At 68.6% G+C, this 15,883-nt stretch carries 14 protein-coding genes and 1 tRNA gene; 1 reads left to right on the top strand and 14 read right to left on the bottom strand.

Translation table 11 applies throughout. The features are described from left to right. Positions 1-104: 104 nt before the first annotated feature. The 7 genes from pepQ to rph all read right to left on the bottom strand — a co-directional run bounded on the left by pepQ (position 105) and on the right by rph (position 7,351). Positions 105-1,436: a Xaa-Pro dipeptidase gene (pepQ, locus tag ACUZUJ_RS17955; protein ID WP_049446546.1), complete on the bottom strand. Its 1,332-nt coding sequence runs from the start codon at positions 1,434-1,436 to the stop codon at positions 105-107. Between the two features lie 75 nt (positions 1,437-1,511). After that, positions 1,512-1,886 carry a PilZ domain-containing protein gene (locus ACUZUJ_RS17950; protein WP_014038349.1) on the bottom strand — a complete coding sequence of 125 codons (375 nt, stop codon included), beginning with the start codon at positions 1,884-1,886 and terminating at the stop codon, positions 1,512-1,514. Further along, positions 1,883-4,162, bottom strand: a complete 2,280-nt coding sequence (locus ACUZUJ_RS17945) for a DUF1631 family protein (protein ID WP_049446545.1) — start codon at positions 4,160-4,162, stop codon at positions 1,883-1,885. Before ACUZUJ_RS17945 ends, ACUZUJ_RS17950 begins: the two co-directional genes overlap by 4 nt. A 201-nt stretch (positions 4,163-4,363) precedes the next feature. Next, positions 4,364-5,590 (bottom strand): radical SAM family heme chaperone HemW, encoded by a 1,227-nt coding sequence (hemW, locus tag ACUZUJ_RS17940; RefSeq protein ID WP_049446544.1) that lies wholly within the window; start codon positions 5,588-5,590, stop codon positions 4,364-4,366. Between the two features lie 56 nt (positions 5,591-5,646). Further along, the gene (gene rdgB / locus ACUZUJ_RS17935; RefSeq protein ID WP_049446541.1) at positions 5,647-6,243 is read right to left on the bottom strand and encodes an RdgB/HAM1 family non-canonical purine NTP pyrophosphatase; all 597 of its coding nucleotides are present in this window, start codon (positions 6,241-6,243) and stop codon (positions 5,647-5,649) included. After that, positions 6,240-6,629, bottom strand: coding sequence for a VOC family protein (locus ACUZUJ_RS17930; RefSeq protein ID WP_032956062.1), 390 nt, complete (start codon positions 6,627-6,629; stop codon positions 6,240-6,242). The genes rdgB and ACUZUJ_RS17930 overlap by 4 nt, the downstream gene beginning before the upstream one ends. Continuing rightward, the gene (rph, locus tag ACUZUJ_RS17925) at positions 6,626-7,351 is read right to left on the bottom strand and encodes a ribonuclease PH (RefSeq protein ID WP_049446539.1); all 726 of its coding nucleotides are present in this window, start codon (positions 7,349-7,351) and stop codon (positions 6,626-6,628) included. The genes ACUZUJ_RS17930 and rph overlap by 4 nt, the downstream gene beginning before the upstream one ends. A 124-nt stretch (positions 7,352-7,475) precedes the next feature. Here rph and ACUZUJ_RS17920 point away from each other — a divergent pair, with 124 nt between their 5' ends. After that, positions 7,476-8,336 carry a YicC/YloC family endoribonuclease gene (locus ACUZUJ_RS17920; protein ID WP_458220571.1) on the top strand — a complete coding sequence of 287 codons (861 nt, stop codon included), beginning with the start codon at positions 7,476-7,478 and terminating at the stop codon, positions 8,334-8,336. Positions 8,337-8,393: 57 nt separating this feature from the next. Here the strand turns inward: ACUZUJ_RS17920 and selD are convergent, their stop codons facing one another. The 7 genes from selD to fdxH all read right to left on the bottom strand — a co-directional run bounded on the left by selD (position 8,394) and on the right by fdxH (position 15,880). Then, positions 8,394-9,473 (bottom strand): selenide, water dikinase SelD, encoded by a 1,080-nt coding sequence (selD, locus tag ACUZUJ_RS17915; RefSeq protein WP_049446536.1) that lies wholly within the window; start codon positions 9,471-9,473, stop codon positions 8,394-8,396. 26 nt (positions 9,474-9,499) lie between these two features. After that, positions 9,500-9,595, bottom strand: a tRNA-Sec gene (locus ACUZUJ_RS17910). A 24-nt stretch (positions 9,596-9,619) separates the two neighbouring features. Beyond that, a complete protein-coding gene (gene selB, locus ACUZUJ_RS17905) occupies positions 9,620-11,551 on the bottom strand; it encodes a selenocysteine-specific translation elongation factor (RefSeq protein WP_458220570.1) in 1,932 nt (643 codons plus the stop codon). Then, entirely contained in the window at positions 11,548-12,972 is a 1,425-nt protein-coding gene (selA, locus tag ACUZUJ_RS17900; RefSeq protein WP_101766019.1) for an L-seryl-tRNA(Sec) selenium transferase, read from the bottom strand. Before selA ends, selB begins: the two co-directional genes overlap by 4 nt. Positions 12,973-12,975: 3 nt before the next feature. After that, positions 12,976-13,959, bottom strand: coding sequence for a formate dehydrogenase accessory protein FdhE (fdhE, locus tag ACUZUJ_RS17895; protein ID WP_049446530.1), 984 nt, complete (start codon positions 13,957-13,959; stop codon positions 12,976-12,978). Positions 13,960-14,318: 359 nt separating this feature from the next. Beyond that, entirely contained in the window at positions 14,319-14,966 is a 648-nt protein-coding gene (locus tag ACUZUJ_RS17890; RefSeq protein ID WP_014038337.1) for a formate dehydrogenase subunit gamma, read from the bottom strand. Next, positions 14,963-15,880, bottom strand: a complete 918-nt coding sequence (gene fdxH, locus ACUZUJ_RS17885) for a formate dehydrogenase subunit beta (protein WP_012481154.1) — start codon at positions 15,878-15,880, stop codon at positions 14,963-14,965. Before fdxH ends, ACUZUJ_RS17890 begins: the two co-directional genes overlap by 4 nt. Between the last annotated feature and the right edge of the window lie 3 nt (positions 15,881-15,883).

Genomic DNA, 15,883 nt, shown 5'->3' with positions numbered 1-15,883 from the left:
GATGGCGCCATCGAGCTTACAGGGACGTACTTGCAGCGTCCCCTGCATGGCCCACCCGCACCGCCAAGCGCGGCTTTTGCTCCAAGCGGCCAACCACGAGGGGCTCAGCCGTTGGCCGCCGCAAACTCCGGCCGCGTCAGGTTGTCCGCTTCGCCCTCGGTGCACAGCACTTCGTCTTCGATGCGGATGCCGCCATACGGACGGAAGAAGTCCACGCGGTCCCAGTTGATCGCATCGCCATGGCCGGCGTCCTTCACTTCGTTCAACAGCATGTCGATGAAGTACAGGCCCGGTTCGATGGTCACCACCATGCCCGGTTCCAGTACGCGGGTCAGGCGCAGGTATGGATGGCCCGCCGGGCGCTCGATGCGGCCACCCTCGTCGCTGGCTGCGAAACCCGCCACGTCGTGCACCTGCAGGCCGATCAGGTGGCCGATGCCGTGCGGGAAGAATGCGGCGCTGACGCCGGTCTCCACTGCCGTCTGCGGCGAGACCTTGATCACGCCGAAGTCCTTCAGCACGCCCATCAGCGAAAGATGCGCGTCCACGTGCAGCTGCTTGTAGTCGAAGCCCGGGCGCACCGCTGCGCACATCTGCTGCTGGGCGGCGTCGACGGCGGCGATCATCGCAGCGAATTCGTCGTGGCCCTGCGCGGCGTAGGTGCGGGTGATGTCGCTGGCATAGCCGTGCGCGCTGGCGCCGGCATCGATCAGGAAGCTGCGCAGCGGCTGCGGTGCCTTGCGGCCCAGCTCGGTGTAATGCAGCACGGCGGCATGTTCGTTCAGCGCCACGATGTTGCCGTAGGGCAGCTCGTTGGCGTCCTGGCCCACCGCCTGGCAGTACGCCATGTGGATGTTGAACTCGTCGGCGCCGTTGCGGAACGCGGCTTCGGCGGCGCGGTGGCCGCGCACGCCCAGCACCTGCGCCTGGCGCATCAGCGCGATTTCATACGGCGTCTTGCTGCCGCGGTGCCATTCCAGGTAGTTCACCACCGGTGCCGGGTTGTTCGGCACGTAGCTGCCCAGCGCGCTCTGCGGCTCGCCGAGGATCGCGCAGCGCGACGGGTCGGCCGGCAGCAGGGCCAGCGCGTCTTCGGGTTTGCGGATGATGTGGATGTCGAAGTGGTCCACCCACCAGCCGCTCGGCGCATCCGGCACCACGTGCCAGTAGTCGAAGGGCTGGTGGAAGATCACCGCCGGGCGCTTGCCGGGGGTGAACACGATCCAGCTGTTGGGCACGCGGGTCAGCGGCAGCCAGGCCTTGAACTGCGGATTGACCGCATACGGGTAGTCGCGATCGTCGAACACCTGGTAATGCAGGGTGCCGCTGGGCACCACCAAGTGATCGAAGCCGCCGCGGGCCAGCGCCTGTTCGGCACGTCGGCACAGCACGGCCAGGTGGTCGGGATACAGGGCGCCGGGGTCTTGCTGGATCATTGCGGTGGCTCGACACGGAAAACGGCCCTAGATTCTGCCGCATACCGGGAAAAACCGCTGTGCTGGAACCGGCACTCAGGCCGTCGAAACCGGCCCCTCGTCGCTGTCTTCGCCTACCCACTGGCGCAGCAGCTGCCGATGCTCGCGTGACAGGGTGAGGAAACGGAAGCCGGTCCAGCTCTGGCCCGGCGCATGCGCCGGTTCGCTCCACAGCAGGTGCACGCCCACGTCGATGGCCTCGTGGCGGCCGTCGCCCATCGGCAACGGGAAGCGGAACTGGTACAGCGCATCCTCGCGCAGCGGCGTGCTGGCCAGCATCAGCATGCCGGTCTCGGAGACATTGCCGAGCCGGCCCACCACGCTTTCGCGCATCTGGTCGGTGACCGGTACCAGGTCCGAGACCTGGCGGCGCGGCGCGCGGCGCGTGTCCTGCGGTGGTTGGGTGTTCAAACGGAGGTCTCCCTGGAACGGCCGCCGGCCAGCGCGCGCAGCGCACCGAGGCTGGCCTGCCACGCGCGATCGACCAGCCGGCCCTTGTCTTCGGTGACCAGCTGCGCGCGCCCGGCGCTGATCTGCCGGGCCAGCGTGTCGAGGTCGGTATCGGCGATCTTCTGCCCGCGCGGATTGACGAACAGGGCGTGGCCGGTCAGCAGGCTGTACCAGGACAGGCGCTGCCGGCGCAGGGTGCCGTCACCGCTGTCGATGTCGAACCAGCTGCCGAAGGGCAGGGTGGCCAGCTGCTGGTAGGCGGCCTCTTCAGCACTGCTGCGCGGTGCCAGCGACGCATTGCCGCCGCCGCTGGCGGCATGTTCGCCCAACCGTGCACGCGCCTTCAGCCGGGCACTGAGTTCAGTACGCGAGGTGCTTTCGTCCTCGCCACCGGGCGTGGCCAGGCGGCGGGCAACGGCGGCTGCTTCTTCGGCGTGATAGCCGACCTGCACCAGCGCGGACTCCACATCGCTGGCCAGCGAGGTATCGGTACCACCGGGCGCGTCGACGGCCTGCGCGGTCACCGCAGCGATGCGCTCGGTCTGGTGCAGGCGCTCCTGCCACTGCGGTGAATCGTCGCCGTGGCGCAGGCGGGTGAGGGTGAGTGCATCGGCCCAGGCCTGGCGCAGCAGGGTCTGCACGAAGCGTGGCGGTTCCTGTGCGTCGCAGCACTGGTCGATCTGCGCATTGGCCTGGCGACGTGCCAGTTCCAGTCGTTCCTTGCCGCGTGCTGCCTCGACGTGGCGGCGCTCGGCCAATTCGGCGCGATGGGCCGCCGCGCGCTGGTGCTGCTGCACGTCTTCGTTGGCGGTGGCGAAGGCCTCGGGCGAGCGCGCGTCCTGGCCGAGCAGGCCCTGCACGCTCTGCGCCATGCGTTGCAGCAGCTGGGGGTCCACATCATCGTCGCCCAGCCAGTTGGCGCCGACTTCGGCAATCTGGTTGAGCAGTTCGCGTGCGGGGTGTTCGTCGCGCACGAAGAAGCCAGGGTCGGCCATCGCCGCACGCGCCAGCGGTACCTGCAGGCGCGCCAGCAGGGCGGCCGGCACCGGGTCGGGGCGCTGCTGTTGCTGCACCTGCTGCATCAGCATGCGCAGCAGGTCGAGGTTGTCGCGGTCGTGGCTGCCCAGCTGGGCCTGCGCGCCGTGCTCGCTGCGCAGCTGGGCGACCACCGCAGCCTGCAGGTCGGCGACGCCGGTGGCCGCGCTGGACTGGGCCTGCAGCCGCGCGAGGACCGCATCGACGGCTGCACTGGGCACGGCAGCGGCATCCGCGGGGGGCGCCGTGGCGTGGCGCGCCTGTTGCAGCAGTTCATGCAGCGCACTGCCGGTGGACGTGGTCACGCCCGGGGCTGCGGCACCCGGGGCGACCGCATCGTTGAAGGCGTCCTGCACCAGGTTCGACCAGGAACCGGCGGGAGCGGAGCCGTTCCAGCCGGTCAACGGCGCGGCGGCACGCTTGGCTGGCTGGGTTGCGCGGCCGCCCCCCACTGACTGGGTGATGATCCGCCGGGTGCTCGACGAGCGCGCCAGGTACGGGGTGTAGACCAGGCCCGGCAGCACGCCGTGCTGGGCCAGCAGCGCATTGGCGCGGTCCAGCACATCGCCCAGGCGTTCCAGCACCTGCCGCTCGAAGCTGCGGTACAGCGCAAGCTGCACCTCCACGCCGAGCGCGTCCTGTTCGGCGATCCGGCGCACCATCGCGCACAGGGCCTGTGGTGCCAGTGGCAGGGTGTCGGCCTCGAACGCCGGCGCCGCTGCAAGCACGCCCAGGCGCTGGCCCAGCAGGTTCAGCGTATTGGTTGAACGCAGCGTCTCGCGCCGGATCATCTCGGTCAGCAGCAGGTCGCGATCCACCTCATGCTCATCGACCAGCGACAGGCCGAGCATGCCCGGCAGCGGCGGCGGCGAAGCATGGGCCGCCGCGGCGGTGGACGGCGCGCGCAGGCCCACCAGCGCCTCGGCCACGGCATCAAGCATGCGGTCGGCGAAGTGGCCGGCGAAGGCGTGCAGCTGGCCGCGCTGGGCCATCAGGTCCGCCTGCTGCATCGGATTGCGTGCGCGGTCGGCGTCGTGCAGCAGCGTCTGCTCCAGCGCTTCGACGGTCAGGATCAGGGGCGCGGCCAGCGTTTGCCGGCACAGGCCGATCAACGCACCCAGCAGCTCACGCACCCGCGGTGGCAGGTCGCTGGCGGCCAGGCGGGCTTTGTCGGCAGAGGTGATGGAAAAGACAGCTGACATCGGCGAGCGGTACCCGGATTCCCGCGGATCGATCCTGTGAATCTACCGTGTCGGCCGCAGTCGGCGCTACTTTAGGGTGAACGTGTCTCACGTTCGCTGGGCAGCGCCGACGGATAAACGGTAGTGCCCGCTGCTGGCCGGCAGCGCTGTCTTCACTGTAATGCCGGCCAGCGGCCGGCACTACCGGCTACGGCGGAAGCCTTATTCCTCCAGGAACAGGCTCACCACATCGTTGGTGAAACGGCGGCCCAGCTCGGTCGGCTGCACATGGCCATCCGTCACGTCCAGCCAGCCGCGCTGAACGGCCTCGGCCAGGGGGGCATCCAGCACGCTGCGTGGCAGCCCGGTGCGCGACTCGAAATCGCGCAGGCCGAAACCTTCGTGCAGGCGCAGCAGGTTGAGCATGTACTCGAACGGCAGGCGCTCTGCTGCGATCACGTCGTCACCACCGAACGAGGCCGGAGTGCCGGCGCTGTCCAGGTAGGCCTGCGGGTGCTTCAGCTTCCAGCGGCGCAGAACGTGTTCCTCGGCGCCCGAGCTGATCTTGCCGTGTGCGCCGGCACCGATGCCCAGGTAATCGCCGAAACGCCAGTAGTTCAGGTTGTGCGCGCTCTGCCGGCCGGGGCGCGCATAGGCGCTGACCTCGTACTGGCCGAAGCCGGCCTGCGCCAGCAGCGCCTGGCAGTGTTCCTGCATGTCCCAGGCGTTGTCTTCGTCGGGAATACCCTGCGGCGGCCGCGCGAAGAACACCGTGTTCGGTTCCAGGGTCAGCTGGTAGTGCGAGATATGCGCCGGCTGCAGCGCGAACGCACGTTCCAGATCAGCCTCGGCACCGGCCAGGGTCTGTTCCGGCAGCGCGTACATCAGGTCGATGTTGAAATTGTCGTAGCCCGCGTCCTGCGCCATCTTCACCGCGCGCTCGGCCTCGCCGCTGTCGTGGATGCGGCCCAGGCGCTTGAGCATGGCGTCGTCGAAACTCTGGATGCCGAAGCTGAGGCGGTTCACGCCGGCCGCGCGGTAGCGGTCGAAACGGCCATGCTCGGCGGTGCCCGGGTTGGTTTCCAGGGTGATTTCTGCGTTGGGTGCGAAGCGCAGGCGTGCGCTGGCCTGCTGCAGGAAGCGGTCGATCGCTTCCGGCGGGAACAGGCTGGGGGTACCGCCACCGAAGAACACGCTGTGCACCACCCGGCCCCAGACCAGCGGCAGGTCCTGGTCGAGGTCGCGCAGCAGGGCATCGATGTAGGCATCGAACGGCAGTTCGCCCTTGGCCTGGTGCGAATTGAAATCGCAGTACGGGCATTTGCGCACGCACCACGGCAGGTGCACGTACAACGACAGCGGTGGTGGCACCAGTCGCGGCGGGCTGTCGTGGTCAGCGGAGCAGGCTTCGCCGGGCAGGTGGTTGCAGTGGTCGTGGGCGTGCGGCATGGGCTTCTTCGGTAGTGCCGGCCGCTGGCCGGCTTCCCTGGTTCGATCGGGTGGCGTCAGTACAGCGTCGCCAGCTGCTGCTTGAGCTGCTGCAGGGCAATGGCACGGTGGCTGATGGCGTTCTTCAGGGCCGGCTCCATCTCCGCGGCGGTCAGGCCGTGGGTGGTGTCCAGGAACACCGGGTTGTAGCCGAAACCATTCGTGCCGCGCAGTTCGCGGATGATCTGCCCTTCCCAGCGGCCTTCGCAGATCAGAGGCTGCGGGTCGGTGGCGTGGCGCAGCAGCACGATCACCGCATAGAAGCGGGCGCCGCGCTGGCCATCGGGAATGTCGGCCATCGCTTCCAGCAGCTTGGCATTGTTGGCTGCGGCGTTGGTCGGGTGGCCGGCATAACGCGCGCTGTACAGGCCCGGTGCACCGCCGAGGGCATCGACGATCAGGCCCGAATCATCGGCCAGCGCCGGCAGGCCGGTCGCTTCGCAGGCCGCGCGCGCCTTCAGCAGCGCGTTCTCGACGAAGGTCAGGCCGGTCTCTTCCACGTCGCCCAGGCCCAGCTCGGCGGCCGAGGTGATCTGCAGCGGCAGGTCGGCGAGGATCTCCTGCATCTCCACCAGCTTGCCGGCATTGTGGCTGGCCAGTACCAGTTTCTTCATTGACGGGGCTCCAGCAGGTCCCAGGTGTTGCCATACAGGTCGCGGAACACCGCGACCGTTGCATAGGGTTCTTCGCGCGGCGCTTCCAGGAACTCGACCCCGGCGGCCAGCATCGCCGCGTGGTCGCGGTGGAAGTCGTCGGTGTTGAGGAAGAAGGCGACGCGGCCACCGGTCTGGTTGCCGATGCGGCTGCGCTGTTCCTCGTCGCTGGCACGGGCCAGCAGCAGGGCGGCAGCGCTGCCGTCGGTCGGCCCCACCACCACCCAGCGCTTGTGGCCCTGGTCGATGTCCTCCAGCAGCGCGAAGCCGAGCTTTCCGGTGTACCAGGCGATGGCTTCGTCATAGTCGGCTACCACCAGGGTGGTCAGGGCGATGCGCCGGTTCATACCGACAGCGCCGCCTGCTGTGCGTCCAGCAGTTCGCGCACGCCCTTTTCGGCCAGGCCCAGCAGCGCGTCCAGCTCGTCGCGACGGAAGGCATGGCCTTCGGCGGTGCCCTGCAGTTCGATGAAGCCGCCACCGTCGTTCATCACCACGTTCATGTCGGTGTCGCAGTCGCTGTCTTCGGCGTAGTCCAGGTCCAGCACCGGGGTGCCGCGGTACACGCCCACCGACACCGCTGCCACTGCGCCCAGGATCGGGTTGCGCTTGATGTCGCCACGCTTCATCAGCACGTTCACCGCATCGACCAGCGCCACGTAGGCGCCGGTGATGGCAGCGGTGCGGGTGCCGCCGTCGGCCTGCAGCACGTCGCAGTCGAGGGTGATGGTGCGCTCGCCCAGCGCGTTGCGGTCCACGCAGGCACGCAGGCTGCGGCCGATCAGGCGCTGGATCTCCAGCGTGCGGCCGCCCTGCTTGCCACGGGCCGCTTCGCGGTCGCTGCGGGTGTGGGTGGCGCGCGGCAGCATGCCGTACTCGGCGGTCACCCAGCCTTCGCCCTTGCCGCGCAGGAAGCCCGGCACGCGGTTCTCGACGCTGGCGGTGCACAGCACGCGGGTTTCACCGAAGCAGACCAGTACCGAACCTTCGGCGTGGCGGGTGAAGCCGCGTTGGATGACGACCGGGCGTAGCTGGTCGGGCTGGCGGCCGCTGGGGCGGGAATCGGACATGGTGCGGGTTCCGTAATGGCGAGGGAGTACGCCGCCACGCCCGCGGCCTTCACGGGGCGGGCAAGGGGGCTCTGGTGAGGGCGCTAGGGTACCATTCCCCCTTTGCACGCACCGGACACAATCCATGATTCGAAGCATGACCGCCTACGCCGGCGGCGAGCGGGTCACCCCGTGGGGCACGCTGGGCTGCGAGCTGCGCTCGGTCAACCACCGCTTCCTGGAGGTCGGCACCCGCCTGCCCGAGGAACTGCGGGCGCTCGAGCCGCAGCTGCGCGAGCGTATCGCCGCGCGCCTGAGCCGCGGCAAGCTGGATCTGGTGATGCGCCTGCGCGCGCCGGAAGCGGCCGCCAACCTGCAGGTGGACGAGGCCCTGCTGGGCCAGCTGGGCCGCCTGGCCCACCGCCTGACCTCCGATTTCCCGAACCTGCAGGTCAGCTTCACCGATCTGCTGCAGTTGCCGGGCGTGACCCGCGGCGAGGCCACGGATGCCGCCGCCCTGCAGGTCGAGGCGTTGGCCCTGCTGGACCAGGTACTGGACGGCTTCGTCGAGGCCCGTGAGCGCGAAGGCGGCAAGTTGTCGGCTGCCATCAGCGAACGCGTGGACGGCATCGAACGCATCGCCACCGAAGTGCGCACCTTGATTCCGGCCATTCGCGACGGCCAGCGCGCCAAGCTGGCCGCACGCCTGGCTGACCTGCCGCACCCGGTCGACCCCGGCCGCGCCGAGCAGGAGCTGGTGCTGTGGCTGCAGAAGCTGGACGTGGATGAGGAACTGGATCGCCTCGGCAGCCACATCGTCGAGATCCGCCGCGTGCTCAAGCAGCGCGAGCCGGTCGGCCGCCGCCTGGACTTCCTGCTGCAGGAGTTCAACCGCGAAGCCAATACGCTGGGGTCGAAGTCGGTGGACAGCCGTACGTCCAATACCGCGGTGGAGCTGAAGGTGCTGATCGACCAGATCCGCGAACAGGTGCAGAACATCGAGTGATGTTGCATCCGGCGATACAGCAGGGGCGCCTTCGGGCGCCCTTGTCGTTTCAGCGCATCAGCGCACGTTGACGCCCGCCGCTCCCTCGCCCAACCGCCCCACCACGGCCGCCTGGCCGAACCCGGCGTCGTGGAAGCAGGCGAGCACCGCATCCACCGCTTCCTGGGCACAGGACACCAGCAGGCCGCCGCTGGTCTGCGGGTCGGTCAGCAGTGGCTGCCAGTGGGCGGCCAAGCCCTCGGCGAAGCGCACCTCGGTGCCATACGAGGCCCAGTTGCGGTTGGAGGCGCCAGTCACGCAGCCGCGCTGCAGCAGCTCCAGCGCCTGTGGCAGCAGCGGTACCTGTGCACTGTCCACCTCGGCAGCGACGCCGCTGGCGCGGCACACTTCCAGCAGGTGGCCGAGCAGGCCGAAGCCGGTGACGTCGGTCATCGCATGCACGCCCTCCAGCGCGGCAAGGGGCACGCCCACGCTGTTCAGGCGGGTGGTCGACTCGATCATCTGCCGGTAGCCGTCGGTGTCCAGCACTTCCTTCTTCAACGCCGACGAATACACGCCCACGCCCAGCGGCTTGCCCAGCACCAGCACATCGCCGGCGCGGGCATCGGCATTGCGCTTGAGCCGCTGCGGATCGAGCACGCCGATCGCGGCCAGGCCGTAGATGGGTTCCACCGAATCGATGCTGTGGCCACCAGCCACCACGATGCCGGCATCGGCGCAGGCGCGTTCGCCGCCCTGCAGGATGCCGCGGATGGTGTCCTGCGGCAGCGTATTGATCGGCATGCCGACGATGGCCAGTGCGAACAGCGGGCGTGCGCCCATCGCGTACAGGTCCGACAAGGCATTGGTGGCGGCGATGCGGCCGAAGTCGAACGGATCGTCGACGATCGGCATGAAGAAATCGGTGGTGGCGACGATCGCCTGTCGGTCATCGAGGCGGTACACCGCCGCGTCGTCGCTGGTCTCACGGCCGACCAGCAGTTCGGCCGGTGCCGGAAGCGCTGGAACGCCGCGCAGCAGTTCGGAAAGCACGCCCGGGGCGATCTTGCAGCCGCAGCCGCCACCGTGGGCCAGCGAGGTCAGTCGTTGCGGGGCATCGGCCGTTGAAGGAGCGGGGGACTGCGCGTGCGTGGCCATGCCGACATCTCCTGCGGAAACACGAATGGCGGAAGGCAGCAGGAGTCGAACCTACCAGGGAACGATCGACGCCCCCTACTGGGTTTGAAGCCCAGCCGCATGCCCGGATGCGCATGCCTTCCGAAAGTACGGCGGTACCGGTGGGCTCAGTCGCGCGCTGCGTTCCACTGCAGGTCGCCGCGCGGACGATGCTGGTCACCGACGCGTCGAGTGTAGCCAACGCGATTGAAGAACTCCAAGATCTGGATGCTGCGTTTGCGGCCCAGGCCGATGGCATCGCGGAAGGCCGCCGCATCCACCGTGCCGGTGGCCTGTGACAGCTGCGCGACGATCGCGGCGAGCTCGGTGATGCGGGCCGGTGCATAGAACAGGTCAGGCACCACCTGGAACAGGTCGCCGCGGGCTGCGGCCCGGCGCAGGATCGCGCGGACCTCGTCTTCGGCCAGGCCGAAGTCGGCGGCCAGGGTGCGCACCCACGGCGGATCGAAACCACCGGCGTGCAGCTGCGGAAGCACACGTTCCAGCAGAAGACGTTCGCGCTCCGGTGGCGCATGGTCATGGCCGGGCAGGCGCCACCAGGCGCCCACGCGCTGCAGCGTGCCATCGGCCAGCAGGTCCTGCAGCAGGGCATTCCACAGGTTGCTCGCCAGTGCGGGCAGGGTGCTGCGCCGCAGGCGGCCGCTGTCGACACCGGGTTCGTCCGGGCGTCGCTCGTGCCAGTCGCGCAGCGAGGCAATCACCTGCTCGCGCAATGCCTGCCAGTGCGAGGCGAGGATGATCACCGTGTCATCGCGGGTGACGATACGCTGTGCGTCCGCAGGCAGATCGATCTGACCGGCGGCGCGCCGGCAGTAACGCTGCAACGCGGCCATCGCAATGCCGAAGGGAGCCTGCTGCAACGGCGGGCCGATTCCCGCACCTGCGGCCAGCTGCTCCAGCGCCCCAAGCCATGCGAGCCGTGCCGGGCTGCGCCGACGCCGCTGTGGCGGGTCCGGGTCGAGCACGACGCCACCGCCCAGCGTGTGGGTCGCGGCGGAATCGCGGGCGATGAAGCGATCACCACACATCGCACAGACCGGCGCCTCGAACACCAGCTGCACGAGCTGCCCATTGCCGTGATCGTCGTCCTCCAGCAGAACCACATGAGCCTGCCGGTGCATCGTGCCCCAATGGATGTGCAGGGGTGCCCAGTCGCGCAGTGGAGCTGCCCGTGGGGACAGCCGAAGGCGCACATCGATGCGGGTGGTGGCCAGCAGCGCGCGCGGGTCGGCAATCCAGTCGCCACGATGAATCTCGTCGCGGGCGATGGCGGCCAGGTTCAACGCGCAGCGCTGCCCGGCCATGGCGTGTTCGCTGGGCTGGTTCTGCGCGTGGATGCTGCGCACGCGGACATCGGTGGCGGCGGGCATCAGTTGCAGGTGCTCGCCCACTGTGGCGACGCCGCCATGCACCGCGCCGGTCACCAATGTGCCGTGGCCCGCCAACGAGAACACGCGGTCCACGGGCATGCGGAACAGCTCGCCGCGTAGCGTGGCCTGGCGCGCGTTGGCATCGCCCGCGGCCCATGCGTGCAGGTGGGCGCGCAAGGCGTTGATGCCTGCGTCATCGGCTGAAGTGCTGTTGCAGGCGAATACGGGGGAATCCTGCAGCGGCGTCGCGGCCAGCAGCGCGGCGATCTCGATCTCGACCCGGGCGATGCGCGCGGCGTCCACGCGGTCGATCTTGGTCAGCGCCACCGCGCCGCGATCCACGCCCAGCAACTGCAGGATCGCCAGATGCTCGCGGGTCTGCGGCATCACGCCGTCGTCGGCGGCGATCACCAGCAGGGCGACATCGATGCCGGTGGCGCCGGCCACCATCGTGTGCACGAAACGCTCATGGCCCGGCACATCGACGAAACCCAGCGTCGCGGCGGGGCCTGTGCCGTCCGAGCTTTCCACCGGGACATAGGCATAGCCCAGTTCGATCGATATGCCGCGCGTGCGCTCTTCCTGCAGGCGATCGGTTTCGATGCCGGTCAGTGCCCGCACCAGGCTTGTCTTGCCATGGTCGATATGCCCGGCGGTGCCGACGATCATGCCTGCAGCGTGCTCCATTGGGCGAGGAAGTCCGCTTCGTCGGCCGGTTCCAGGCAGCGCAGGTCCAGCCACAGCGCGTCATCGGCGATGCGCCCCAGCACGGGGCGCGGCAGCTGACGCAAGCGCTTGGCCAGGCGATCCAGTCCGCCACGGTGCGCAGTGGTGATGCGCAGCCCGGCACTGGCCAGCTGCGCCTGTGGCTGTGCACCGCTGCCGATCTGGCTGTGCATCGATGCCCGTTCAAGACCGTAGTCGGCGGCGAGCGCGGACCGCATCGGCGGCAGCAGGCGCTGGGCCTGCACATCCATGTCATCCTGCGTGCGCGACAGGGTGCGCAGGGTCGGCAGCCGTTTCGCCAGCAGCTCCGCTTCGCGGTACAGCGCCAGCACCGCTTCCAGCGCGGCCAGGCCCATCTTGTCCATGCGCAGCGCGCGCTTGAGCGGGTTGCGGTTGATACGTGCAATCAGATCGGCGCGACCGGCGATGATGCCGGCCTGAGGCCCGCCCAGCAGCTTGTCGCCGCTGAATGAGACCAGATCGGCGCCGGCCGCCAGTGTTTCCTGCACGGTCGGCTCGTGTGGCAGGCCGAATGCCGCCAGGTCACACAGGCTGCCGCTGCCCAGGTCCACCACCAACGGCAGGCCATGGTCGTGCGCGATGGCAGCCATTGCCGCCGTGTCGACCTTGGCGGTGAAGCCGGTGATCGCGTAGTTGCTGGCATGCACTTCCATCAGCAGTGCGGTGCGCGCGCCGATGGCATGGGCGAAGTCGGCCGGATGAGTGCGGTTGGTGGTACCCACTTCCAGCAGCCGCGCGCCGGCACTGCGCATCACATCGGGAATACGGAAGGCACCGCCGATCTCCACCAGTTCGCCGCGCGATACCACCACCTCGCGGCGGTTGGCCAGGCTGTTGAGCAGCAGCAGCACCGCCGCGGCATTGTTGTTGACCACGGTGGCGGCTTCGGCGCCGGTCAGCTCGCAGACCAGCGCCTGGACCCGTGCATCGCGGTCGCCGCGGCGGCCGCGGGTGATGTCGAATTCCAGATCGACCGGCGCGGTCATCGCGCGGGTGACCGCCTGCACGGCAGCATCGGGCAACAGCGCGCGGCCAAGATTGGTATGCAGCACGGTGCCGGTCAGGTTGAACATCGGCTGCAGGTCCAGCCGTGCATCGGCGGCAAGGGCGGCGTCGAGCGCCGCGACCAGAGCCGGGCCTTCAATGGCCTGATGCAACTGCTCGGCGGAGAGCTGCGCGGCACTGATGCGCTCACGCAGCGCCTGCAGGTGCGAACGCAGCAGCAGGGTGACGCGGCTGCGACCGTGATCTTCGATCAGTGCCGACAGCGCCGGCAGGCGCAGCAGCTTGTCCAGCGAAGGCAGGGCGGCGGCCGATGCCGGGGTGCGGGGCGTGCGTGGCATCGGTCAGTCGCTGTCGGATTGCCACAGCAGTGGATTCTGGCTGGCACGCGCGTAGCCTTCCTCGCCCAGCAGCAGGTCCAGCGCCAGTGTGCCGAGGTCATCAGCCACCGGTTCCAGTGACGGGTCCTTTTCCAGATACAGGATCTTGCGGTAGCTGTGGCAGTGGTCGCAGGTTTCCGCGCGCACCGCGCTCTCGCGCACGGCCTGGCCGGTATCGCCGTCGGCATCGGCCAGGGCGCGGTAGGCGATGTCCTTGCCGGCGGCACCACACTGGCTGCACTGCACGCGCACGTAGTGCCACTGGCAGGCGCACAGCGAGCACGACAGGTAGCGGTAGGAGGCGTAGGGCGGACGAGCCTGCACCACGCTGGTCACCGGCAACGTGCCGCACAGCGGGCATAGCCCCGGCGCATCGGCCAGCGGCTTCAGGTCGGTGGGGCGGAAGCTGGCCGCCAGCACTGTCCAGTACACCTGCAATGCATTCATCACCAGCAGCGCAGCGACTGCGTCGACCGCGGGCGCGTCATCGCGTTCCAGCACGGCGTGGGCCTGTGCATCCAACCAGGCATCCTCGGCGGCGGCGACGCGCAGGAGTTCGTGCCGGGTTTCCGCCGGCAGCCTGGCCTCGTCGGCGCAGTGCCGGCACAGCGTGCGCAGCCAGTCGCGCCAACGCCCATCCAGCTGAAGCGTATTGGCAGGTCGCAACGGCATGCCGGCGCCGGCCGCCGCACTCGACTGCTGCGTCCGCGCCTGCGCCTGAAGTTCCTCGCGCTGCTGCGGTGTCAGATCCTCCAGCAGCGCCTGCTGCGCATCGGCCAGTGCCGCCAGCAGCTGCAGGTAACCGCCGATGGCGCTGTTTCCCGCCAGACTGCGCAGCCGGTCCGCGCGCGCGGCGAACAGCGACTCGGTATCGGGCAGGATGATGCGCGGCACGTCGCGCGAGGCTAGCGTCTCGATCTCACCGGGTTCAAGGATGCGTTGCGCCATGCAGGGCCAGCCAGAAGAACCAGCCTCCATCCTCGCCGTTGTCGTCGCTGGCGTCCAGCGTGTTCCAGGTAAAGCAGTCGAGCATGGCTCGACTCTACAAAAAACGGATTCGGTTGTTGCCGTGTTCATCGTGTCGACCAAGGTCGACACCCACCAACAGCAGCGGGAAACTGTCGAAGGCGGGGTGGGTCCGGTTGCGGGGGTGTCCGCGGCATGGATGCCGCGGCCAAGCCCCCATGGACGGGTTTACGGCGTCCCCCGCAACCGGACCCACCCCGCCATCTCGCAGGAGACCTGTCTTTGACGTTGACGTTGACGTTGACGTTGCTTCTGCGGGTGCAGGGCCGCAGGCCCTGCCGCTACCCCTGTTCCCGCCGTCCGCGCAGGATGTCCCGGAACCACTGCCGGTGGTGCTTGTACGCCCACCCGTAGGTCACCTTGCCCTGGGTCATCGCCCGCACCGAGCCCTTGATCCAGATCGCTGCATAGATGTGCACCACGATCGCGCACACCAGCACCCAGCCGAACAACGCATGGGCGAGCACCGAGAAGCGGATCACCCCGATCGGGAAGAAGTGGCTGAAGTACTGCCGCCAGATCACGAAGCCGGTCAGCAGCAGCGCCGACAGGCAACCAATGATGGCCCAGAACAGCAGTTTCTGGCCGGCATTGAAGCGGCCCACCGGCGGCAGCTTCTCATCCTCGTTGCGCAGCACATCGCGCATGCCGCGCATCCACTTGCCATCGTCGGCGGTCGGCAGATTGTCGCGCCACATACGGAAAGCCAGCAGCGCAAAACCCACCACCATGGCCAGGCCGATGAACGGATGCAGGATGCGCGTCCATGGTCCGCCGCCGAACAGCTGGGTCAACGGGAACAGGGCAGGGTGGAACAACGCCAACCCGGACAGTGCCGTCAGCACGAAGCAGATCGCCACGATCCAATGATTGATGCGGGTCGGCGCGCGGTAGCGGATGATCTGCCGCGGGTGCGGGGCGTACTTCATGGCCGCTGCTCCTCTTCGATCTTCTTCGCCTCGTGCTCGGCTTCCTCTTCTTCCTCGTCATTGACCGTGTTGCGGCCGATGCCGATGTAATGCAGGAAGCCGGCGAAGGCGGTAGCGGCAATTGCAAGCACGCCCAGCGGCTTGGCCACGCCCTTCCAGACTTCCACCATCGGGCTGATACGCGGGTCCTTGGGCAGGTCGGCGTACAGCTCGGGCTTGTCCACATGCTGCAGCACGTACATCACGTGGGTGCCGCCCACACCCTGCGGGTCATACAGGCCGGCGTTCTCGTAGCCACGCGATTTCAGGTCCTCCACGCGGCCGGCGGCATGCTCGGTCATCGCCTGCTTGCTGCCGAAGGTGATCGCACCGGTCGGGCAGGTCTTCACGCAGGCCGGTTCCTGGCCCACCGCCACCCGGTCCGAACACAGCGTGCACTTGTAGGCCTTGTGGTCCTTCTTGGAGATGCGCGGCACGTCGAACGGGCAGCCGGTCACGCAGTAGCCGCAGCCGATGCAGTTCTCTTCCTGGAAGTCGACGATGCCGTTGGCGTACTGGATGATCGCGCCCGGCGACGGGCAGGCCTTCAGGCAGCCCGGGTCGCTGCAGTGCATGCAGCCTTCCTTGCGGATCAGCCACTCCAGCTTGCCCTTCTCGTCCTCGTACTCGCGGAACTTCATCACCGTCCACGACTGTTCGCTCAGGTCGGGCGGGTTGTCATAGCTGCCGACGCAGCTGCCGACCTCGTCGCGCAGGTCGTTCCATTCCATGCAGGCGACCTGGCAGGCCTTGCAGCCGATGCACTTGCTCACATCGATCAGCTTGGCGACCTGGCCGGTGTGCGCACCGCGCGCCTCCGGCGAGGGCGTGGTGGTGGCCGAGCGGCGGATGATGTCCAGGGATTGCAGTGACATGGC

The organism is Stenotrophomonas sp. S4 (assembly GCF_054187805.2).
Note: the sequence above shows the minus strand (reverse complement) of the source record. Positions and strands in the feature narration are given on the sequence as shown.